The sequence below is a fragment of the Bradyrhizobium sp. Crot121 genome (assembly GCF_059512385.1).
This window is the reverse complement of sequence record NZ_JCAMOR010000010.1, coordinates 88,785-107,235: the sequence shown is the minus strand read 5'-3', so window position 1 is coordinate 107,235 and position 18,451 is coordinate 88,785. Positions and strand designations below refer to the sequence as shown.

24 protein-coding genes are annotated in these 18,451 nt (G+C 62.6%); 9 read left to right on the top strand and 15 right to left on the bottom strand.

What is annotated here, in order from left to right; all coding sequences use genetic code 11:
* Positions 1-58: 58 nt before the first annotated feature.
* Complete coding sequence (gene xoxF5, locus AC5ZGW_RS12425; RefSeq protein WP_130225905.1) at positions 59-1,864, bottom strand: lanthanide-dependent methanol dehydrogenase XoxF5; 1,806 nt, start codon at positions 1,862-1,864, stop codon at positions 59-61.
* Positions 1,865-2,239: 375 nt separating this feature from the next.
* On the opposite strand from xoxF5, the gene AC5ZGW_RS12420 reads away from it, so the two are divergent.
* Positions 2,240-3,217 carry a helix-turn-helix domain-containing protein gene (locus AC5ZGW_RS12420; protein WP_130225906.1) on the top strand — a complete coding sequence of 326 codons (978 nt, stop codon included), beginning with the start codon at positions 2,240-2,242 and terminating at the stop codon, positions 3,215-3,217.
* A 98-nt stretch (positions 3,218-3,315) separates the two neighbouring features.
* A complete protein-coding gene (gene lanM, locus AC5ZGW_RS12415; RefSeq protein WP_130225907.1) occupies positions 3,316-3,714 on the top strand; it encodes a lanmodulin LanM in 399 nt (132 codons plus the stop codon).
* Positions 3,715-3,783: 69 nt separating this feature from the next.
* Here lanM and AC5ZGW_RS12410 read toward each other — a convergent pair whose 3' ends face one another.
* Positions 3,784-4,023: a hypothetical protein gene (locus tag AC5ZGW_RS12410; RefSeq protein ID WP_130225908.1), complete on the bottom strand. Its 240-nt coding sequence runs from the start codon at positions 4,021-4,023 to the stop codon at positions 3,784-3,786.
* Positions 4,024-4,181: 158 nt separating this feature from the next.
* Between AC5ZGW_RS12410 and AC5ZGW_RS12405 the strand changes: the two genes are divergently transcribed.
* The gene (locus tag AC5ZGW_RS12405; RefSeq protein WP_028162642.1) at positions 4,182-4,508 is read left to right on the top strand and encodes a hypothetical protein; all 327 of its coding nucleotides are present in this window, start codon (positions 4,182-4,184) and stop codon (positions 4,506-4,508) included.
* Positions 4,509-4,763: 255 nt separating this feature from the next.
* On the top strand, positions 4,764-4,844 hold the full coding sequence (gene pqqA, locus AC5ZGW_RS12400; RefSeq protein ID WP_035689484.1) for a pyrroloquinoline quinone precursor peptide PqqA: 81 nt from the start codon (positions 4,764-4,766) through the stop codon (positions 4,842-4,844).
* Positions 4,845-4,943: 99 nt separating this feature from the next.
* On the opposite strand, the gene AC5ZGW_RS12395 is transcribed toward pqqA, so the two are convergent.
* Positions 4,944-5,252, bottom strand: coding sequence for an EthD family reductase (locus AC5ZGW_RS12395; RefSeq protein WP_130225909.1), 309 nt, complete (start codon positions 5,250-5,252; stop codon positions 4,944-4,946).
* 209 nt (positions 5,253-5,461) lie between these two features.
* Here AC5ZGW_RS12395 and AC5ZGW_RS12390 point away from each other — a divergent pair, with 209 nt between their 5' ends.
* Both AC5ZGW_RS12390 and AC5ZGW_RS12385 read left to right on the top strand, forming a co-directional pair.
* The gene (locus AC5ZGW_RS12390) at positions 5,462-6,295 is read left to right on the top strand and encodes a DUF6662 family protein (protein ID WP_245474708.1); all 834 of its coding nucleotides are present in this window, start codon (positions 5,462-5,464) and stop codon (positions 6,293-6,295) included.
* A 105-nt stretch (positions 6,296-6,400) separates the two neighbouring features.
* Entirely contained in the window at positions 6,401-6,637 is a 237-nt protein-coding gene (locus AC5ZGW_RS12385) for a hypothetical protein (protein WP_130225910.1), read from the top strand.
* A gap of 2 nt (positions 6,638-6,639) precedes the next feature.
* Here AC5ZGW_RS12385 and AC5ZGW_RS12380 read toward each other — a convergent pair whose 3' ends face one another.
* From AC5ZGW_RS12380 to AC5ZGW_RS12365, 4 genes are read right to left on the bottom strand one after another with little or no spacing between them, the layout of a single operon-like run.
* Entirely contained in the window at positions 6,640-6,993 is a 354-nt protein-coding gene (locus tag AC5ZGW_RS12380) for a hypothetical protein (RefSeq protein ID WP_130225911.1), read from the bottom strand.
* Positions 6,994-7,046: 53 nt separating this feature from the next.
* Positions 7,047-7,757, bottom strand: coding sequence for an ABC transporter ATP-binding protein (locus AC5ZGW_RS12375; protein ID WP_130225912.1), 711 nt, complete (start codon positions 7,755-7,757; stop codon positions 7,047-7,049).
* Positions 7,747-8,484 carry an ABC transporter permease gene (locus AC5ZGW_RS12370; protein ID WP_028162636.1) on the bottom strand — a complete coding sequence of 246 codons (738 nt, stop codon included), beginning with the start codon at positions 8,482-8,484 and terminating at the stop codon, positions 7,747-7,749. Before AC5ZGW_RS12370 ends, AC5ZGW_RS12375 begins: the two co-directional genes overlap by 11 nt.
* 3 nt (positions 8,485-8,487) lie before the next feature.
* Positions 8,488-9,468 carry an ABC transporter substrate-binding protein gene (locus AC5ZGW_RS12365; protein ID WP_130225913.1) on the bottom strand — a complete coding sequence of 327 codons (981 nt, stop codon included), beginning with the start codon at positions 9,466-9,468 and terminating at the stop codon, positions 8,488-8,490.
* 84 nt (positions 9,469-9,552) lie between these two features.
* On the opposite strand from AC5ZGW_RS12365, the gene AC5ZGW_RS12360 reads away from it, so the two are divergent.
* On the top strand, positions 9,553-9,912 hold the full coding sequence (locus AC5ZGW_RS12360) for a hypothetical protein (protein ID WP_028162634.1): 360 nt from the start codon (positions 9,553-9,555) through the stop codon (positions 9,910-9,912).
* Positions 9,913-9,918: 6 nt separating this feature from the next.
* Here AC5ZGW_RS12360 and AC5ZGW_RS12355 read toward each other — a convergent pair whose 3' ends face one another.
* Both AC5ZGW_RS12355 and AC5ZGW_RS12350 read right to left on the bottom strand, forming a co-directional pair.
* Positions 9,919-10,749 carry a quinoprotein dehydrogenase-associated SoxYZ-like carrier gene (locus AC5ZGW_RS12355; RefSeq protein WP_463326928.1) on the bottom strand — a complete coding sequence of 277 codons (831 nt, stop codon included), beginning with the start codon at positions 10,747-10,749 and terminating at the stop codon, positions 9,919-9,921.
* A 59-nt stretch (positions 10,750-10,808) separates the two neighbouring features.
* Positions 10,809-11,735 carry a quinoprotein relay system zinc metallohydrolase 2 gene (locus tag AC5ZGW_RS12350; RefSeq protein ID WP_130229623.1) on the bottom strand — a complete coding sequence of 309 codons (927 nt, stop codon included), beginning with the start codon at positions 11,733-11,735 and terminating at the stop codon, positions 10,809-10,811.
* A gap of 163 nt (positions 11,736-11,898) precedes the next feature.
* Between AC5ZGW_RS12350 and AC5ZGW_RS12345 the strand changes: the two genes are divergently transcribed.
* A complete protein-coding gene (locus tag AC5ZGW_RS12345) occupies positions 11,899-12,783 on the top strand; it encodes a substrate-binding domain-containing protein (protein ID WP_130229622.1) in 885 nt (294 codons plus the stop codon).
* Entirely contained in the window at positions 12,780-13,343 is a 564-nt protein-coding gene (locus tag AC5ZGW_RS12340; protein WP_130229621.1) for a PQQ-dependent catabolism-associated CXXCW motif protein, read from the top strand. The genes AC5ZGW_RS12345 and AC5ZGW_RS12340 overlap by 4 nt, the downstream gene beginning before the upstream one ends.
* A 69-nt stretch (positions 13,344-13,412) precedes the next feature.
* On the opposite strand, the gene AC5ZGW_RS12335 is transcribed toward AC5ZGW_RS12340, so the two are convergent.
* From AC5ZGW_RS12335 to AC5ZGW_RS12310, 6 genes are all read right to left on the bottom strand, one after another.
* On the bottom strand, positions 13,413-13,706 hold the full coding sequence (locus AC5ZGW_RS12335; RefSeq protein WP_028162629.1) for a copper-binding protein: 294 nt from the start codon (positions 13,704-13,706) through the stop codon (positions 13,413-13,415).
* Positions 13,707-13,832: 126 nt separating this feature from the next.
* Entirely contained in the window at positions 13,833-14,447 is a 615-nt protein-coding gene (locus tag AC5ZGW_RS12330; protein ID WP_130229620.1) for a hypothetical protein, read from the bottom strand.
* Entirely contained in the window at positions 14,444-15,292 is an 849-nt protein-coding gene (locus tag AC5ZGW_RS12325; RefSeq protein ID WP_130229619.1) for an ABC transporter permease, read from the bottom strand. Before AC5ZGW_RS12325 ends, AC5ZGW_RS12330 begins: the two co-directional genes overlap by 4 nt.
* On the bottom strand, positions 15,289-16,065 hold the full coding sequence (locus tag AC5ZGW_RS12320) for an ABC transporter ATP-binding protein (RefSeq protein WP_130229625.1): 777 nt from the start codon (positions 16,063-16,065) through the stop codon (positions 15,289-15,291). Before AC5ZGW_RS12320 ends, AC5ZGW_RS12325 begins: the two co-directional genes overlap by 4 nt.
* Positions 16,066-16,106: 41 nt before the next feature.
* On the bottom strand, positions 16,107-17,078 hold the full coding sequence (locus AC5ZGW_RS12315) for a YVTN family beta-propeller repeat protein (RefSeq protein WP_245475051.1): 972 nt from the start codon (positions 17,076-17,078) through the stop codon (positions 16,107-16,109).
* A 14-nt stretch (positions 17,079-17,092) separates the two neighbouring features.
* On the bottom strand, positions 17,093-18,274 hold the full coding sequence (locus tag AC5ZGW_RS12310; protein WP_130229617.1) for an ABC transporter substrate-binding protein: 1,182 nt from the start codon (positions 18,272-18,274) through the stop codon (positions 17,093-17,095).
* Positions 18,275-18,451 lie beyond the last annotated feature (177 nt).

The window sequence follows — 18,451 nt, the reverse complement described above, 5'->3', positions numbered from 1 at the left end:
GATCAGATACAGGCAAAACCGGCGCGTGGATGGTCCACGCGCCGGAACGACGTTCGGCTCACTGCGGGAGGGAGAACACGGTGAGCGTTCCGCCGAGGGCGGTATAGTTGCTCAGCGCCGCATAGCCGCCGACTGCGCCGAGACCGGCAGTCGGATCGGTCAGCCCTGCAGCAAGGCCGATGCCCGCCCAGCCGCCGACACCCGAGAGTATGGCCACATACTGCTTGCCGCCCTGCTCATAGGTCGTGACGTTGCCGATGATGCCGGAGGGAGTCTTGAACTTGTAGAGCTCCTTGCCGGTCTTGGCATCAACTGCCTTGAGATAGCCTTCGAGCGTGCCGTAGAACACCACGCCGCCGGCGGTCGCAAGCGCGCCTGACCAGACCGAGAACTGCTCCTTGTTCGACCAGACGATCTTTCCGGTCTTGTTGTCCCAGGCGATGAAGTTGCCCATGTGGGTTTCGCCGGGAGGCGGGTACATCGAGAGCGTCGCGCCGACATAGGGCTGGCCCGCGGTGTAGCTCACCTTGAACGGTTCATAGTCCATGCAGACGTGGTTGGTCGGCACGTAGAACAGTTGCGTCTCCGGCGAGTAGGCTGCCGGCTGCTCGTCCTTGCTGCCGAGCGCAGCCGGGCAGATGCCCTTGACGTTGACATCTTCGCCCTGCTTGTCCGTCGAATATTGGTCGAGGACCTTCGGCCGGCCGTAGGTCGGCGAGCTCTTGTTCATGTCGACGCCGCTGGTCCAGTTGACCTTCGGGTCATACTTCTCGGCGACGAGCAGTTCGCCGTTGGTGCGATCGAGCGTATAGGCCAAGCCGTTACGATCGAAATGCGTCAGCAGCTTGCGCTCCTGGCCGTTGAAGGGCTGGTCGGTCAGGATCATCTCGTTGACGCCGTCATAGTCCCATTCGTCATGGGGCGTCATCTGATAGACCCACTTGGCCATGCCGTTATCCGGACTGCGCGCGAAGATGGTCATCGACCACTTGTTGTCGCCCGGACGCTGCTTCGGGTTCCAGGTCGAGGGATTGCCCGAACCGTAATAGACGAGGTCGAGCGTCGGGTCATACGACAACCAGCCCCAGGTGCAGCCGCCGCCGGTCTTCCACTGGTCGCCCTGCCAGGTCTTGAGGCTCGAGTCCTTGCCGACCGGCTTGCCGAGAGCGGTGGTCTTCTCGGGATCGATCTTGATCTGGTCGTCTGGCCCTTCGGAATAGGCGCGCCAGACCTGCTTGCCGCTCTTCGTGTCGTAGGCGGTCACGTGGCATTGCACGCCGAACTCACCGCCGGAGATGCCGACCAGCACCTTGTCCTTCACGACCAGCGGCGCGGATGTGCCGGTCTCGCCCTTGCCAGGATCGCCGTTCTTGGCCGTCCACTCCACCTTGCCGGTCTTGGCGTCGAGTGCCACCAGCGAGGTGTCGGCCTGGTGCAGGAAGATCTTGCCGTCGCCATAGGCCACGCCACGATTCACCGTGTCGCAGCACATCACCGGGATTACGTTCGGATCCTGCTTCGGCTCGTACCTCCAGACAATCTTGTTGTCCTGCGACAGGTCAAGAGCATAGACCTTGTTCGGGAAGGGCGTATGCACGTACATCATGTTGCCGATGATCAGCGGCCCGCCCTCATGGCCACGCAGCACGCCGGTCGAAAATGTCCAGGCGACCTGCAACTTTCCGACGTTCGAGGCGTTGATCTGATTCAGCTTTGAGTAGCGCGTATTGGCGTAGTCACCCGCCGGCATAACCCAGTCCTTCGGGTTCTGCGTCATTTTGCTGAGTTCTTCGTTGGCACTGGCAGCACCTCCGCCGAGCGCCGCCACGGCGCCGATAGAGGTCGCGATTAGCACCTTGCGCATAGTGATTTCCTCCCAATGATGACCTTCCGCTTTCAATCGAAACGGCCCATTTTTTTGGTTCCTCCTCCTATCCCCTTCGTCGACGCGCGACTTGCCCAAGAGAGAAGGGCGGCTTGCTCAGAAGTGAAACTCGAAGAACTTTTTTGCTTGCGGTGCAGCGCGGTGGCGCACGGGCGTGGCCCCGGTCGCGGGCGTAGGAGACTGATTTTCCTTGACGGCACTTGAAGTAAAGTCGAGGATTAAACCTCAAGGTTGTCAGGAGGAACGCTGCTCAGGGATCAAAGACCGCATTAAGATTGAGGTAACGGTACTTCACGGTGACCAAAGCCTCTTGCGGCGAGCAGTCACGCTTTCATCTCGAATCGGTGGCTGGATATGCCCGATACCGTCCGTTCGCTCACTACCTCCGGATTGACGCCAAAGAAGCAGGTTCAATGTTGGACAGACGCACTGACCGATCTATGCGGCCGGTTTGATGTCGATCCGATGGACGCCTCCTCGCTCGAGGCACGGGTCAACTACACCACAGTCTCGCGGCTGAAACTGTGCCAGATCGAGGTGAGTCAGCACCGTATCGCGCATGTGAATGCGCGCTCGAAACTGAGCGATCATCCCTACATCAAGATCCTGTTCCAGACCCATGGCACCTCCTATTTCGAGCAGGATGGCCGCCATTTCGAGCTCGTTCCCGGCGATTGCCTCGCCTATGACGTTTCCAGCCCGCACACCATCATCAGCCCGTCGCTGACGCGGCATGAGGTCGTGATCGTGCCGAAGGCGCTGTTGCAGGAACGTGGTTTCCGTTCGGCACGGATGCCGGCCTGCAAGCTCTCCGCCCGCAGCGGCACCGGCCGCATCGCCTACGATTTCGTGCATGCGGCCTTTTCCGAGGCGAGCCGGCTGTCTCCCTACAATGCGATGGGCGTCGCCGATTCGTTGATCGATCTGTTGCTGTTGCCGCTGCGTGAAGCCGAGACGACGTTCAACCATGGCGGTGCGGAGGCGACCTATATCCGAGCCCAGTTCTTCATCCGCGAACACCTGCGCGATCCGGATCTCTGCATCGACCAGATCTCGACCGCGCTAGGCTGCACCAAGCGCTATCTCCACATGCTGTTCAGCGAGCGCGGCATGACCGTGAGCGACTATATCTGGCGCGCGCGGCTGCAGCATTGCCGTGAGGAGCTGGAAGCGCAGCCCGGCAAGACCATCACCGACGTCGCATTCTCCTGGGGCTTTTCCAGCTCCTCGCATTTCAGCCGCGTGTTCCGGAAGTATTTCGGCATCGTGCCGTCAGCCGTCCACCGGCAGCAGCAGGTCGGCTCCGCGGAATTTTCCGCAACCTCGGACTAGATCGTAAAGCGCGCCGTGGGCGGCTGGCGTGCGCTCCGCTATCTACGCAAGCTTCTCTGCCGCCCTTGCCGTGCAGGTTCTGCCAAGGGAGATGAGAGATGAAATTGCGTGGTCTTGTTATCTTGATATCGGCTGCTGCGCTGCTTACGGCGCCCGCTCTGGCCGCGCCCAAACGCGCCGACCCGATCAAGGCATTCGACACCGACAATGATGGCACCCTCGATCTGGCCGAGGTGAAGAAGGCGGCATCGGCGCTGTTTACCAGACTGGACCGGGATCATGACGGCACGCTCGATGCGCGAGAATTGCGCGGCCGCCTCAGCGCCAAGGAACTGGCGGCTGCCGATCCTGACCACGACGGAACGCTGACGCAGGATGAATATCTTGCGGTCGTGGAGCAGCGCTTCAACGCGGCCAATCCGGACAAGGATGGAACGCTTGACGCCAAGGAACTGCAGTCGCCCGCCGGTCGCGCCCTCCTGCGGCTATTGCGATAGGATGACAGGGTCTTTGTTTGAGCATGGTCTTTTCGGAAAACCGGTTTCCACTTTTCCGGACCATGCCCTCTAGCTGGCAGGCCCGTGCGAGCAGGCTGCGGGCCGCGGCCTGGAGCCGCGCTTGTCGGGCGGAACGTTGCAATTATCGATCCGCTGCTCGTCCATCCATTTCTTGCCGAGCCGTTCCTTGCCGGTCAGCGTCGCCGGCATCTGCGTCCGCCCAGGCTGAGGCCGTTCCTCGGCGGCGGCTGGCGACGCAACAGCGATCATGATGAATGGAACGAGTAAGAGGCGGGATGACGTTCTCATGCGAGGCCTCGAAAAGCGCTTGCAACTGATGCGGCGTGAACGGCGGCAGTGAACAGCATCGGATTTCACCTCGCCACCCGGAACCTGGGACGCGTGCTTCGGTTCTTCCGTGATCCCGGCGTGCAGGGGCACGCGCCGATTCGAGAAGGAGACGAGACATGAGCACAAGACGCACCATCTTTGCGGGTTGCTCCATCCTGGTGCTGAGCGCCGGCGCCGCGCTGGCAGGTCCCTGCAATACCCAAGGCCAAAGCGCCAATAAGGATGCGGGTTCTGGCCCGGCATCGACCAGCAGCCAGACCACAACGGGCATGGCGAGCGACAAGGAGCATCCGCCGACCAGCACGATGAATAGGGCTACCGGAGATGTCGCCACGTCCTCGCAGGATGTGCAGCGGCAGATGCAGGGCGAGCCCACGGCAGCACAGCAAGCCGAAGGAAAGAAGTCCGAAGGCCAGATGGCGAACAAAGACAACGATTGCTGAGCGCGTTGCTCTTGAACGGCGTCACGCCTCACGCTGTGTCGTGCGATCGATCGTTGAAGCACTCGCGTGCGAGTGTGTGCCCAACGTGACAGGCTTTGCCCAAGAGGGAACTTGTTTGTCCAGGAGGGAACTATCGGCGCACAACTGCGGCACAGATGCGCTCGCTGGTCGATCTTGTCCACTTGCGCCACGCGCGAGCTGGCCATAGGTTCGACCTTGGCGTGAACCTCGCGCCAAGCCATTTGGGAGGATCGAATGAGCTGGAAGACTCCGAAGATCGTCGAAGTGCAGGTCGGCATGGAAATCAACATGTACGCCTGCGCATCACGCAAGTAAGCGTCAAGCGCCTGCCCGGCTCGCGCAGCGCTATCTGCGCAAGCCGCGGCAGGCGAATTCGTCAGGCTCACATTTGTTGGGCCTCTGTGTGAGACGCCCTTAAACTTCCTTCGTATCGAAAATGTAGAGATCGGCGCCGCCATCGGCAAAGTTGGCGAGATCCGCGCCTGCCGCCTTTCCTTCCGCCGATCCCATGCCTGCCTTCAGCGCGTCGAGCGAGTCGAAATACAGCGTTGCCGCAAGGTGGACGTTGCTCTCGCCCGCTGGCGTCCTGAGCGGAGCCGTGCTGATGTCGTATTTCTTCAGTCCCGGGATCTTCTTGGCCAGCGGAATGTGCACCGATGCGTAATACTTGTCGAAGGCCTCGGCGTTTTTCGGCATTTTATAAAGTACCAGAACTCGTGCCATTCGGTTTATTCTCCCTGAAGCGATTGTTCTTCCGCCGGCCCTTCCCGGGTCTTGCATTGCAGCCGAAATGGTCCTTGCAATCAAGCTTCCAATCGCTGCCGCTCGACTGGACGTTGTGATAGGAATGTTCTTGTCAGCGCTGCTGACGCTTTCGATTCGCTCTCGGGACGAGAATGTCTTTTCGCGCAACGATGCTCCGGGCGGCTGCCGTGTGCTTTTTCGCACTGCTTGCTGCCGTCGGCGCGCGTGCCGATGAAATCGATACTGAGCATCTGTTCGGCTTCCTGATCGGCACCGACGTCGGGCATGTCGGCGAGCGCGAATTCCAGACCGAGACCACGGGAAGCTTTTCCAGGAATGGTGGCAGCTATCGTGCCGTCGCCCAGGAGTTCGAACTCGAATTCGTGCCGGCCCGCGACATCCGCATCGAGCTCGGCGGCGCCTTTGTGGCGCACCAGATCTACGGCATTCCCGGCTTTGAAGATCGGCGTCAATTGACCTGGCAAGGTCTTTCTTTGGATGTCCGTTACCGATTTCTCGACCGCGAGACGGCGCCGTTCGGCCTGACCCTCGCAGTGGAAAGCCACTCCGACCGGATCGACGAGACCACAGCCGATCGCATCCGCAATTTCGGCACTGAATTGAGGTTGGCCTTCGATCGCGAGTTGGTACCGAACTTCCTGATCGCGGCACTCAATTTCATCTATCAGCCGGAATGGACGCGTTTTCTTGCCTCGCGCGCTGCGCAACAGGAGGCGACGGTTGGCGCGGCCGTCGGGCTGATGGCGCAGATCAGGCCCGGCGTTTTCGTTGGCGGCGAGGCGCGCTATCTCCGCCATTATGACGGGATCGGGCTGAACGAGTTCGAGGGGCAGGCCTTGTTCATCGGTCCGGTCGCCTATCTCCAGCTCTCGGAACGTTCGCGGCTGACCGCGGCCTGGAGCGTGCAGGCCTGGGGGCGTCCTGCCGGATCGGCTGCGGCGCTCGATCTGGTCAATTTCGAGCGCCATCAGGCGCGGCTTGTGTTTGGCATGAATTTCTAGGAACCTCCCGCAGTGGTTCCGGCTTTCACGGTGAGGCGAAACCTGGCCTCGCCGCCCACGTAGCTTGCTGTGCGTTACTTCACCGAAGCACCAGGGATTTGAGGCATGAATCCGATCGATCTCATCGTGACCGTCTGTGCCGTGCTGTCGCCCGCCACCTGCGAGGAGACCCATCTGGTGTTCTCCTTCAACGGTTCGCTGCGGCAATGTGCGATGGCGGCTCCGCCCTACATTGCGCAATGGATCGGCGAGCATCCGAAGTGGACCGCGGTCAAATGGCGCTGCGAATATCCGCACAGCAATGATCGAGCGGAAAAGACGGCGGCTCCGATCGCGGGCTGAGCCTATTTGTTGCAGTCCTTCAGATCCTTGTCAGAGATCGAGAACACCGCGTCGGCCTTGATCTCGATGTCGCGGACGAAGCACTGCCTGGCGCCGGCATAACTCACCTTGGCGTCGTAGCGTCCGGGCTCGACGCCAACGAGGCGCAGCCGCTCGTCGTGGTCGACCTCCTTGTCCTTGTCATTCAGGGTCTGATTGGGACCCCAATCGTTCTTACCGACCGGCGAAAGTTGGAAGCCGGAGATGGTCGACGTCGTGAGATTCCAGAGCCTGATGCCTTTACCTTTGGTCTGCGCGCTGAGTTCGCTGGGCAGTGCGAGCAGCAGGAGGGCGACAGCAATCAATCGGCGCGGCATCGTGAGCTCCCAATCTTTTCTCGATATAATTTTCTCAATATGAAGACCACGTCTCATATCTTTGCAAGCCGCCGCCGCACCAGGTCGGCCTTGATGTGGTTGATCTCGGCAGCGCTCCGTCGCGCGCGCGGTGTCGGGATCGGCACTTCCTGCAGAATCCTGGCCGGCCGCGCCGACAGCAGGAACAGCCGGTCGCCAAGATAAACGGCATCGTCGAGATTATGCGTGACCAGCAGCGTCATCATCGAGCGGCTTTCCACCAGCGTTGCGATCTGCTCGCGCAGGTGAGCGGCGAGCGCATCGTCGAGTGAAGCCAGTGGCTCGTCGAGAATGAGGAAATCCGGCTCGATCGCGAAGGCTCGCGCAAGCGCGACGCGGCGCGCGAGGCCAAGCGAGAGCTCGCCGGGGAAATGGCTGCGATGCTGCGTCAGTTCCAGGATGGCGAACAGTTCCGAGAGCCGTTTCTCGTCAATATGTGGCGCAGCGAGCCGGATATTGTCCTCGACCGACCGCCACGGCAAAAGCCGCGGCTCCTGAAACACCATCCCGAGCCGCGCCGCTGTTGGACGCGAGACCTTTCCCTGATAGTCGTGGTCGAGGCCGGCCAGGATCTTCAGCATTGTGCTCTTGCCGCAGCCGGAGGGGCCGACGAACACGCCGACTTCGCCGCCGTGAAGCGAGAACTTGACGCCCGCGAGCACGTCGTGCCGCTCGCCCGCCGCACTCTCGAAATGCTTACCGGTGATGTCGACCTCAAGCTGCACGGGGCCGCCACCGGGATGCGCGAAGTTCGAATGGCTGCACCAGCACCGTCTCGATCACCAGTACGACCGCGGCAAAGGTCAGCGAATAGGCGAGCAGCAGCGGAATATCGAACAACTGAAAGGCGACGCCGATCTCGAAGCCGACGCCGTTCGGACGTCCGAGATATTCCGCAACCAGCACGATCTTCCAGACCAGCGAGAGCCCCGATCGCGCGGCAGCCGCGATATAGGGCCCAAGCTGCGGCAGGATCACGTGCCGGAACGCTCTTCCGCGCGGGATCGCGAACACGCTTGCCATCTCGTCCAGCGAGCGGTCGAGCGCCCGCGCGCCCTCGCGCAGCGTAACGACCGCGGTCGGAAGCTTGTTGACGGCGATCGCCGCAATCGCGGCGACCTCGGTGAGCCCCGCCCAGATATAGGCGAGCACGATGACGACAAGTGCGGGCAGATTGAGCAGCAGGATCAGCCAGGGATCGCCGATCCTGTCGGCGAGCTTGACCCGGCCCATCAGGTAGCCGATGGCGGCGCCCAGCGCCATTGCGAGCGTAAAGGACAGGGCGACTCGCGCGAGCGTAACGCCGAGATTGATGAACAGCGCGCCGGATGCCGCTTCTCTTAGGATCACCGCCAGCACCGCCGGCGGCGCCGGCAGCTTCACGTCACCGGTCAGGAGCGCTGCGAGCCACCACGTCGCAAGGAACAGGAGGAAGGAGAGAAGGCGCACCACGGCTCAATCTCCCGGAATCGCGTGATAGAACGTGCCGGGGTCAAGCTCGGTTGCCGATCCCACCAGCTCGCCGCCGCCGATCTTGGCGAGCACCCGGTAGAGCACCCGTGCGTCGGCCTCTTCGTCCGCGATCGGGCGGCGCGGAATGCCTTCGCGATAGCGGTCGCGATAGGCGTGCAGCGTTGCGGCGTCCGGGGCACCGGTCAGGCGCGCGATCTTCTCCCATTCGTCGTCGGACTTCGTGAGGATCTCCTTGGCAGCACGGGTCATCGTGATGAAACGCTCGACCGCATCCCGGTTCGCGTTGGCCCAGCCTTCGTCGAAGACATAGCCGACCATCGCGATGCGACCCTTGGCGCCGAGTTTCGGCAGGATATCCTCAATGCCGGCGACGCGGCGAAAGCCCTTGGCTTCCAGCGCGGCGCAGAAATTCCAGTAGTTGACGACGGCATCGACCTCACCGCCCACGGCCTTGGCCGCAAGCAGCGGTGGCGCGCCATAGACGATGGTCGCCGCCGACTTCAGGTCGAGACCGTCCTGCTTCAGCGACGCCTGCAGCAGCAGCCAACTCTTGTCGATCGGTCCGCCGGCAACGGCAAGCTTGCGCCCCCGGAGATCGGTGAGCGAACGGATCGGCGAGGAGGTCGGCACCATCACTGCGCCCAGCGCGCTCGAATAGGGATAGAAGGCGAGCTTGGCGCCGAGCGTCCGCTCGCGAGACACCCACAGCCAATCGGAGACCATGACGTCGGCATTGCCGGCGCGGAGCGCGATCTTGCCCGCCTCCGGGCTTGCGAGCTCGGTGGCCTCGATCGCAAGATTGGCCTTCTTGTCGAGGCCATGCGCGCGGATCACCGCCAGTTCCCAGGCAAAGGTGCCGGTTTTCTGCACTGCAACGCGGATCGTGTCTGCGCCAAAGCAGGCGGCGAACGGCGTTACCGCAAGAACCGCGGCAGCCGCCAGCGTGCGAATGATGGCACTCATTTTGTTGAGCCGTTTCCTCGAACGTGTTCTTTTCTATCGCGTAGTCATAGCATAGCTTGCGCCATTGAAAGCGAGAGGATCGTCATGACGATTGCGGGACCGGTACGACCTATTGTCGCCGCTTTGATCGTATTCGCGGCAACCGCGGCGATCGCGCGCGGCGAGGAGGTCAACGATTATCCGACCGCCGCCCGCGCGGAATACGTGTTCGGCTGCCTGAAGGCGAATGGCGAGACACGGCACGCCATCGAGCAATGCTCGTGCTCGATCGACGTGGTCGCATCGCTGATTCCCTATGACCGCTATGTCACCGCTGAGACGGTGCTCAGCCTGTCCCAGGTGAGGGGCGATATGGGCTCGCCCTTCCGCACGTCCGAACAGGCGGCCAATGCCCTCAACGATCTCCGCCGCGCCCAGGCCGAAGCAGAAGTCAGGTGCTTCTGAAACCCTTCAACTATCCGAATCGATCTTCCATTCGTGCTCGAATACGTGGCCGTCGGTGTCCTTGGCCTCGGCGCGGAAACGCTTGGCGCCATTCGAGACATAGGTGAAGCGGATATTGGGGTCCTCGGAGATCGAGATTCCGCCTTCCATCTTCAGCACCAGGCTGTCGTCCTGCCAGAGCTGCAGCCGGTCGACATAGAAGGCGGGAATATAGAGCTGCGTCACCTGGTCCATCTGCAGGCCGGAATTGTTGGGATGGCCGATCATGACCTGCGCCTCCCGGGCTCCGCTTGTGGAGCCTTCACCAGCTTTCGAAAGCTGCCGATATCGGATCTGGCCGAGCCTGGCCTTGGCCTCCTCAGCGTTCTTGAGTGCGGGCGCAGCGCAGCCGCCGGACGCCTTCACGTAAGTCTTCACCACATAGAGCTTGCCGTCGGTGAGTTCGGCTACGGCATGGACGTCGGTGTAGTTGTTGATGCGCACGCGGGTCGAGATTTCCGTGACGTTGGCGTCCGGCCCAAGCGCGAACTTGGCCGCCATCGGCGCCGGGTTCTGGTCGATGACGAGGGTGATCGTCCGCACGCGGCGGGTGTCGTCGGGCGCGAGCTTGCTGCGCAGCGTCACCGGCACGATGGCAGCATCCTCCGCACGAGCCGGCATCTCGAGCGCGATCACGTTGCTGCCGTCGCTCATCGGGCGATTGTTGAAGATGTCCTGGACCAGGCCGGGCCAGGGATCATGGGCCTCCGCGCTCACCGCGGGCGCAAGGCGCGCGCCAAATGCGATGATGCCCAGGAGGCCGGCGATATAGACGAGACGGAAAGGTGCTCCGGACATAGTCGTTCTCCCCGCGGCGAGGATGGAAGCAACGCCTCTACTATATGGCCTCGCCAAACCTATTCCCACTCCAATTGCGAAAATGCTGCAGTTGCGTTCCGGGCGTTGTAGTCGTCGAACAGTTTCCAGCGCGGCCGCTCCGATGCCGCGGCAGTTTCGGCAGCAGCGGTGATCGGCTTGCCCTTCGCGATCAGCGCACGCACGTCGGCGGCCAGCGTCTCGAGATAGTGGCGCTCATCGGCCAGGGCTGCCGGCCATTCGCTCACGGGCCCGTGACCGGGAACTACACGCTGAGCGGGCAGGGCGGCAAGTTCGCCGAGGATGGCGAGCCAGCCTTTGATGCTGCCGTCGACAACAGGGATATGGGTGACGAATACGAGGTCGCCGGCGAACAAGGTCCGGGTCTTCTCATCGAACACGGTGAGGTCATTATCGCTATGCGCGGTCGGCCATGCCCTTAGTGTAAGCGATCGTCCACCGAGATCGAGCGCGAGGCTGCCATCGACGAGCGTCGTGGGCGGCACGATGCGCACGTCGTCCATCAGTTTCGCGCCCATCGTCCGGCGGAAGGCCTCGAGATAGAATGGGCCGCGCGCGGTCAGCGCGTCGGGAAGCTTCCTGTGGCCGACGAAAACGGTTCCATCCCCCGCAAACGCCGCGTTGCCGAAGGCATGATCGGGATGGGCGTGGGTGTTGATGACATAGCGGACCGGCTCGTCGGTGCGGGCGCGGATGGCGGCCAACAGTCGCCGTCCCTCGCGGACGCTGCCGCCGGTGTCGATCACGGCAACGGCGCTGTCGCCGATGACGAATCCGACATTGGCGATGGCGCCTTCGTTCTCGCCGGTCATCAGGGCGATCTCGCCGTTATGCACGAATATTCCCGGCGCGACTTCGCTCACAGGCAATTCTTGCTCCTGCGCCCGCGCTAGGGTCGATAGGCAGAGTGCAGCGACAAGCGCGATCAGCGAGACGATGCGAGCCATGTTTCCGCCCAAGTTCGTGCGCGAAGCGACATCGGCCGTTTCGCACTCACGTCACGCCTGTTTGCGCTGCAGCACGCCGGCGAGATCATCACGAATCTGTTGCACGCCGTGACGCGCCGGGCAATCTATGGTTAGCCCCAAACAAGAAAGAGGAGGAAGCGCGATGGCGGGTGCCGGACAATATCGCCGCTTGTTGCCGGCGCTGCTTGCGATAGCCACGATGGCAATCGGGCATGGTGCCGCTTGCGCGCAGACCAATGAAAGCGGCGATCTCTCGATCGAATTGATCGATCCCAAGGTTCTGCGCGTCTGTGCCGACCCGCGGAACTTGCCGTTCTCCAACGAGAAGGGCGAAGGCTTTGAGAACAAGCTCGCCGAGCTGTTTGCTCAGAAACTGCAGAAGAAGCTTGAGTTCACCTATTTTCCGCAGGCGACCGGCTTCGTGCGGATGACGCTCGGCTCGCATCGCTGCGACGTCATCATGGGCTTCCCGCAGGGCGACGAGCTGGCCCAGGGCACCAATCCCTATTATCGCACCGCCTATGCACTGGTGACGAAGCAAGGCAGCGGCCTCGACGATGTGACCACGCTCGAGGACGAGCGGCTGAAGGGCAAGCATATCGGCATCGTCGCCGGCACGCCGCCCGGCACCAATATGGCCGCGGCCGGCCTGATGGCGACTGCAAAACCCTATCCATTGATGATCGATACGCGCATCGACTCTTCCGCGGAGGCGATGATGAAAGATCTCGCCAAGGGCGAGATCGACGCGGGCGTGTTGTGGGGGCCTATGGCCGGCTTCTATGCCAAGGAGGCTAATCCGCCGCTGCACGTTACGCCGCTGGTGAAGGAGACGACGGGCCCAAAGCTTATCTATCGGATCGGCATGGGCGTGCGCCCGGCTGACCAGAACTGGAAACGCCAGCTCAACCGCCTGATCCAGGAGAACCAGGGCGAGATCAACAAGATCCTGCTCGACTACGGCGTGCCGCTCCTGGACGAGAACGATCGGCCGATCGGCCCGGACACGGCGGCGAAATCGCCATGAGGCGGTGGCTCACGAGCCTGGTCGTTGCCGCCGCGTCGCTCGTCGTCGCGGCCCACGCGCAGCAGCAGGTCGCCGAGCCGCAAGACTACCGCACGGAGAATTATCGCGCGCCGGTGCCCGCGACGCTTGCCGGTGCACGCGTGCTCTCCACCGCGGAAGCGGAGGCGATCTGGCGTCACAAGACCGGCGCTTTCGTCGACGTGCTGCCGCGTCCGCCTAAGCCCGCCAACCTGCCGGAAGGCACGGTGTGGCGTGACAAGCCGCGGCACAACATCCCCGGCAGCATCTGGCTGCCCGACACCGGCTACGGAAAACTCGCTGACGTCACCGAAGACTATCTTCGCCACGGCCTTGAGCGCGCCTCGGATGGCAACAAGGCGGCGCTGCTCGTGATCTATTGCCAGGAAAATTGCTGGATGTCGTGGAATGCAGCCAGGCGCGCGCAAACTTACGGCTATTCCAACATCGCCTGGTATCCCCTGGGATCCGATGGATGGGAGCGCGCAGGCCTACCACTCGTCGAAGCCAAGCCGGAGCCGCGGACGGGTGAAGAGAAATAACTCCTGCGACTACTTCACTCAGGCGAAGCTGAACCTCGGCCGCGAGGGCCGAGGTTCAGTGTGATGACACTACTGCTTCTTCAGGTCGGTGATGGTCTTGGTGCTGCCGCCTTCGGAGGCGGAGAAGTTCACCTTGTCGCCAGCGTGGAAGGGTTCAAGCTTGTTGGTGTCAGTCACCTTGAATTCCTGTATTGCGCCGCTGCCTGCGCCGACCGTGCCGCTCTGCGTTTGCTGGATCGAGATGGTGCTATTCAGCCGGTCGATCTTGGTGATGGTTCCCGTCATGTTTTGTTGAGCCGAAGCCGCGGTTGCAAAGATTCCGAGGGCCGTCGCGCCCGCCAAGATGATCGTCGTTGTTCTCATCAAAACTCTCCGGGTTTCGAGATGGCTTGAGCGACAAGACGCTGGAATCACGTTTGGTTCCGGCATTTAGTCGGCGGAACCGGACAAAAGGTGAGCTGTACTGACCTTTTTGCGCCGGAACCGGCGCTACTCCATCTCTTGCTGGATCGTACGGCCAAGCGCGAACAGGCGCTGGTCGATCGTTGTCGGTACTTCGCAGACAAATCTGACCACACGTTGGCGGTCTTCGAAGATCCGCGTTTCCCACAGCAGGGTATTGCTGAGTTCGTCGACCTTGGCTTGATCGGGCGAGGATGAGTTCTGCAGCGCCTGCAGCGCGAGCGTGTCGGCGCGGACCTTCTCGGCCGCCTCGCGTTGCTTGCGTGTCACCCGCTCGATGCCGTTCATGACCGAGGAACGCTGGGCGTTGAGCGAATCGAACAAGCCGGCGAACAGCAGCTTGCCGGCGGTCGTCTTGTCGGACGCGGAAGCCGCAAGGAAGTCAGTGATCGCCTTTTGGGCATCATCGAGCGGCGTGCGCCGCGCGGCCAGCTTCTCCACCAGCACGCTGATGTTGGGGTCCTCTTTCCATTTGTTCTGGACGTCGTCGAGCGGCGGTCCCGCCCAGACCGCCGCGAGCGAAATCTCCGGCACTTTGGCCTGCGCGCAGGGCCAGTCGGGATAGCGCGGATCCGCGGCGTGCGCGATCCCGAGCGACGCCGCGATGGCAAGCAATGTTCCGATCGCAATCCGCCCGATCATGTCTCCCCTCCCGCAGGCCCGCGCCGCGCCAAACCACGCGAGGGATCATAGGCCAGGATCGCGCCGATCATGAACACCGCCGTGCAGCCGGCGACGACGCCAAGCGAAATCCAGTTGATCTGGCCATAAAGCGCAAAGCGGATCAATTCGACCGCATGGGTGAATGGATTGAACTGGCAGACATAGTAAAGCATCGGGCTGCCTTCCTGCACCCGCCACAGCGGATACAGCGCGGATGAGGCAAAGAACATTGGAAAGATCACGAAGTTCATGACGCCGGCAAAATTCTCGAGCTGCTTGATCCCCGAGGAGATCAGCATGCCAAGCGCCCCCAACATCAGCCCTGATAGCACCAGCGCCGGCAGCACGGTGAGATAGCCGATCGGCGGCGGCGTGATGTCCCAGAGCCATGCGATGACGAGGAAGGCATAGACCTGCAACAGCGACACCGCCGTGCCCGCCAGCAGTTTGCAGAATAACAGGTAGCCGCGCGGCAGCGGGCTCACCAGCAGCGTGCGCATGTTGCCCATCTCGCGGTCATAGACCATCGAGAGCGAGGATTGCATGCCGTTGAAAAGCTGGATCATCGCCATCAGTCCCGGCGCGATATAGACCTCGTAGAGGATGTAGGTCTCGTAGGGCGGAATGATCGAGATGCCCAGCACCTGGCGGAAGCCGGCGGCGAAGATGAACAGCCATACCAGCGGCCTAACCAGCGCCGAGACGAAGCGTTCGCGCTGATGCAGGAAGCGCAGCGCCTCGCGCCACACAATGCCGTTCAGGCAGGTGAGGTATTCGCCGAACGAAAAGCCGCGCCGTGACGGCGTGACGGTGATGGAGCTCATGATGCCTCGCTCCCGGCTTTCCCTGCAGCCCCGGTCAGGCGCATGAAGGCGGTGTTGATGTCCTGCGCGCCAGTGTCCGCGATCACGCGTGAGACCTGGCCGCGCGCCAGCACCTTGCCCTGGTGCAGCACCACGAGGTCATCGCTTGCCATGATCTCGTCGAACAAATGCGTGGCCCAGAGCACGCCGATGCCTTGCTCGGAGACGAGCTGTCGGACGTGGTTAAGGATGTCTGAACGGGCCTTGACGTCGAGGCCGACCGTCGCCTCGTCCAGCAGCAACAGGCGCGGCCGGTGCAGCAGTGCACGCGCGATCTCCAGCCGGCGCATCTGGCCGCCGGAGAGATCGCGCACCTTGCTGCCGGCGCGGTCGGAGAGCGCAATACGCGCCAGCACCTCGCCTGAGCGCAGCCGCGCCTCGCGCCGGCCGATGCCGTGCAGGGCGGCGTGATAGAGCAGGTTCTGCGTCACCGACAGATCGAGGTCGAGCGTGCGCGGCTGGAATACGACGCCGAGCAGCCGCAGCGCCTCGCCCGGCGCGCGGCTGATGTCGTGGCCGAAAATGCCGATGCGACCTGCCTGGATGCCGAACAATCGGGTGATCAGCGAGAACAGCGTGCTCTTGCCGGCGCCGTTCAGGCCGAGCAGCGCGGTGAAGCTCGCCGGCGCGACGTCAAAGCTCACATCGATCAGCGCGCGGCGCGCGCCATAGGAATGGCTGACGCCGTCGATCGACAGAGCGGCAACGCCGGCAGGATCGTGCCGGGCCGACATGTCCGGCGATGATTTGTCAGCGATGGGTATCTCGGCTGCTGTCATTGCGGTGCAATCGTAACGCCCCAGGGAAGTTCGCCGACCTGGATGGTCTTGATCACCTTTTGCGCGGCGACGTCGATGACAGAGACGTCGTTGGACACGCCATTGGTCACCAGCAGGTATTTCTCGTCCGGCGTGAACGCCATGTGCCAGACGCGCTGCCCGACCAGGAGATATTTGGTCACCTTGTGATTGACGGCATCGACCACCGCGATGCGGTTGGCGGGACCGAGCGCGACGAAGGCGGTCTTGTCATCCTTGGTCATGCCGATGCCGACCGGCTGGATCGCCTCGCTGCGCAGGCCGGGAATGTTGAAGGTGACCTTGCCGCTCACCACGTGCTTGACGGGATCGACGATCGACACCGTGCCGCCGATCTCGGACGAGACCCACAATTCCGAGCCGTCATGCTTGAACTCGGCAAAGCGCGGCCGGGCGTCGACCAGCACGTTGGCGACGATCTGGCGCGTCGACGTATCGATGAAATGCGCCATGTTGGTGGTCTCGGAGGTGTTGATCAGGATCTTGCCGTCCGGGCTGATTGTCATGCCCTCCGGCTCGACGCCGACCTGGACGTCGCCGATACGGGCGCGCTTTTCGAGATCGATCACGGTCACCGTATTGTCGTTCTCGTTGGCGACGTACATGATCTTGCCCGCGGCATCCTGGGTGAACAGTTCCGGATCGGGACCGGAGGGTAGGGTATCCACCACCTCCTGCTTCTTGGCGTCGATCACCTGGATAGTGTCGTCGTCGCCGACCGCGACCATCACGAACTTGCCGTCGCGGCTGAATTCGATGCCGCGCGGCCGCTGGCCGACCTTGATGGTTTTCGTCACCGTCCAGCTATCGGTGTCAATCACCGAAACAGTGTTGCCCTTCTCGTTCGAGACGTAAGCCATGAAGGCGGAAGCGGGGGCGGCGGCCGTGAGCCAAAGGACCGTTCCGGAAAGCAGACAGCGGCGCCACATGCGCGATCTCTCCCTCATTGCAGCTTGCATTTCGTCTCGGGACGGTCGACGCCGAGCGTGTCGAGCTCGGAGACCTGGTGCAGGAAACCTTCCTGCGGCGACACCGAGACGACCATGCGTCCATCGACCAGAAGAATCGGCTGGCGAAGCTGCAGGTTCCAGTCGCGCAGCGTCAGCCGCGTGCCCTTGAACGCCGCCACCGAGAAATCCGGTCCCTTGAGGAAAGCAAGCAGCTTCTTCGGGTCGCCCGAGTTCGCGCGCGAGGCGGCTTCGCCGATCATGCGCGCGGCGGTCCAGGCCTGCATGTCGAGCGCGGTCATGCGCCGCGAATTCAGTTTCACGAAGCGGTTCTGGATCTGGACCGCGCCCCACTGATCCTGCGCTGCGTCCCAGCTCGTCGGCACGAGCCCGGCCGAGCCCGCGACCGGCCGCGGGTCCCAGGTGCGATAGGGCAGATAGGACGCGAAGACCTCGCTTTCATCAGCGGCAACCAGCACGTCATAGGCCGGAATCTGCTGGGTGAAGACCGGCATCTGCCGCTGGATCAGCGTCACGCCGCTGTCGGTGCGGCGGGCGCCGCCGGTGTCCTCGAAGATCTTTTCCTGCACGATCTTGGCGCCGAACCGCGTCGCCGCGCGGCGCAGCGCATCGGCATAGAGCTTGTCCTTGTCGTGTGAGCCGACCACGAGGAACCAGCGCTTCCATTGCTTCCACACCAGATATTGCGCCAGCGCATCCGCCAGCATCGAGCGCGTCGGCGCGACGTGGATCACGTTGGCGCGGCAGTCCTGCTCACGCAGCCGGTCGTCGATCGCGCCGGCGTTCAAGAGCACTGTGCCGCGATCGCGCAGTGCGTCCGCTGCCTGCAGCAGCGCATCGGGCGGAAGATCGGCGATGATGAAGCCATTGCGATCGGCGAGCGCAGTCGCGGCCTTCGCTGCGTCCTCGCCTTCCTTGAGACGGACCTCTTCCAGGTTAAAGCGCTGGTTGAGGAATTTTCCGGTGGTGTTGTTGTCCTCGACCGCAAGCCGCGCGCCGGCGATGCCGTCATTCTCGGCGGGCTGCTCGACCAGCGACAGTGTCTGCTGCACGCCGGCGCGGCCGAGATAGCCGATGCCGATCTCGATCGGCTCGGTGGCACGCACGGGCATCGCCATTGCGATCAGACCGATTGCGGCGACCAGCCATCGGACCATGTTTCCTCCGAACGCCTCCTCGCCTTGACCGGCGATGGAGCTACTTGTGGGCTGCAAGATGACTGAATTGTCCTGGCTTGCAACCCCGCATTTTGTCGTTGCGACGTCCTCGATTCCGCCCGATCACGATCATGAGAGCGCGGTCTGCCGTCGCGGCAATGATGTAAATGCCGCCGT

Coding starts and splice junctions, on each gene's coding strand:
- xoxF5 (WP_130225905.1), bottom strand. CDS start 1,864: ATGCGCAAGGTGCTAATCGCGACCTCTATCGGCGCCGTGGCGGCGCTC.
- AC5ZGW_RS12420 (WP_130225906.1), top strand. CDS start 2,240: ATGCCCGATACCGTCCGTTCGCTCACTACCTCCGGATTGACGCCAAAG.
- lanM (WP_130225907.1), top strand. CDS start 3,316: ATGAAATTGCGTGGTCTTGTTATCTTGATATCGGCTGCTGCGCTGCTT.
- AC5ZGW_RS12410 (WP_130225908.1), bottom strand. CDS start 4,023: ATGAGAACGTCATCCCGCCTCTTACTCGTTCCATTCATCATGATCGCT.
- AC5ZGW_RS12405 (WP_028162642.1), top strand. CDS start 4,182: ATGAGCACAAGACGCACCATCTTTGCGGGTTGCTCCATCCTGGTGCTG.
- pqqA (WP_035689484.1), top strand. CDS start 4,764: ATGAGCTGGAAGACTCCGAAGATCGTCGAAGTGCAGGTCGGCATGGAA.
- AC5ZGW_RS12395 (WP_130225909.1), bottom strand. CDS start 5,252: ATGGCACGAGTTCTGGTACTTTATAAAATGCCGAAAAACGCCGAGGCC.
- AC5ZGW_RS12385 (WP_130225910.1), top strand. CDS start 6,401: ATGAATCCGATCGATCTCATCGTGACCGTCTGTGCCGTGCTGTCGCCC.
- AC5ZGW_RS12380 (WP_130225911.1), bottom strand. CDS start 6,993: ATGCCGCGCCGATTGATTGCTGTCGCCCTCCTGCTGCTCGCACTGCCC.
- AC5ZGW_RS12365 (WP_130225913.1), bottom strand. CDS start 9,468: ATGAGTGCCATCATTCGCACGCTGGCGGCTGCCGCGGTTCTTGCGGTA.
- AC5ZGW_RS12360 (WP_028162634.1), top strand. CDS start 9,553: ATGACGATTGCGGGACCGGTACGACCTATTGTCGCCGCTTTGATCGTA.
- AC5ZGW_RS12355 (WP_463326928.1), bottom strand. CDS start 10,749: ATGTCCGGAGCACCTTTCCGTCTCGTCTATATCGCCGGCCTCCTGGGC.
- AC5ZGW_RS12350 (WP_130229623.1), bottom strand. CDS start 11,735: ATGGCTCGCATCGTCTCGCTGATCGCGCTTGTCGCTGCACTCTGCCTA.
- AC5ZGW_RS12345 (WP_130229622.1), top strand. CDS start 11,899: ATGGCGGGTGCCGGACAATATCGCCGCTTGTTGCCGGCGCTGCTTGCG.
- AC5ZGW_RS12340 (WP_130229621.1), top strand. CDS start 12,780: ATGAGGCGGTGGCTCACGAGCCTGGTCGTTGCCGCCGCGTCGCTCGTC.
- AC5ZGW_RS12335 (WP_028162629.1), bottom strand. CDS start 13,706: ATGAGAACAACGACGATCATCTTGGCGGGCGCGACGGCCCTCGGAATC.
- AC5ZGW_RS12330 (WP_130229620.1), bottom strand. CDS start 14,447: ATGATCGGGCGGATTGCGATCGGAACATTGCTTGCCATCGCGGCGTCG.
- AC5ZGW_RS12325 (WP_130229619.1), bottom strand. CDS start 15,292: ATGAGCTCCATCACCGTCACGCCGTCACGGCGCGGCTTTTCGTTCGGC.
- AC5ZGW_RS12320 (WP_130229625.1), bottom strand. CDS start 16,065: ATGTCGGCCCGGCACGATCCTGCCGGCGTTGCCGCTCTGTCGATCGAC.
- AC5ZGW_RS12315 (WP_245475051.1), bottom strand. CDS start 17,078: ATGTGGCGCCGCTGTCTGCTTTCCGGAACGGTCCTTTGGCTCACGGCC.
- AC5ZGW_RS12310 (WP_130229617.1), bottom strand. CDS start 18,274: ATGGTCCGATGGCTGGTCGCCGCAATCGGTCTGATCGCAATGGCGATG.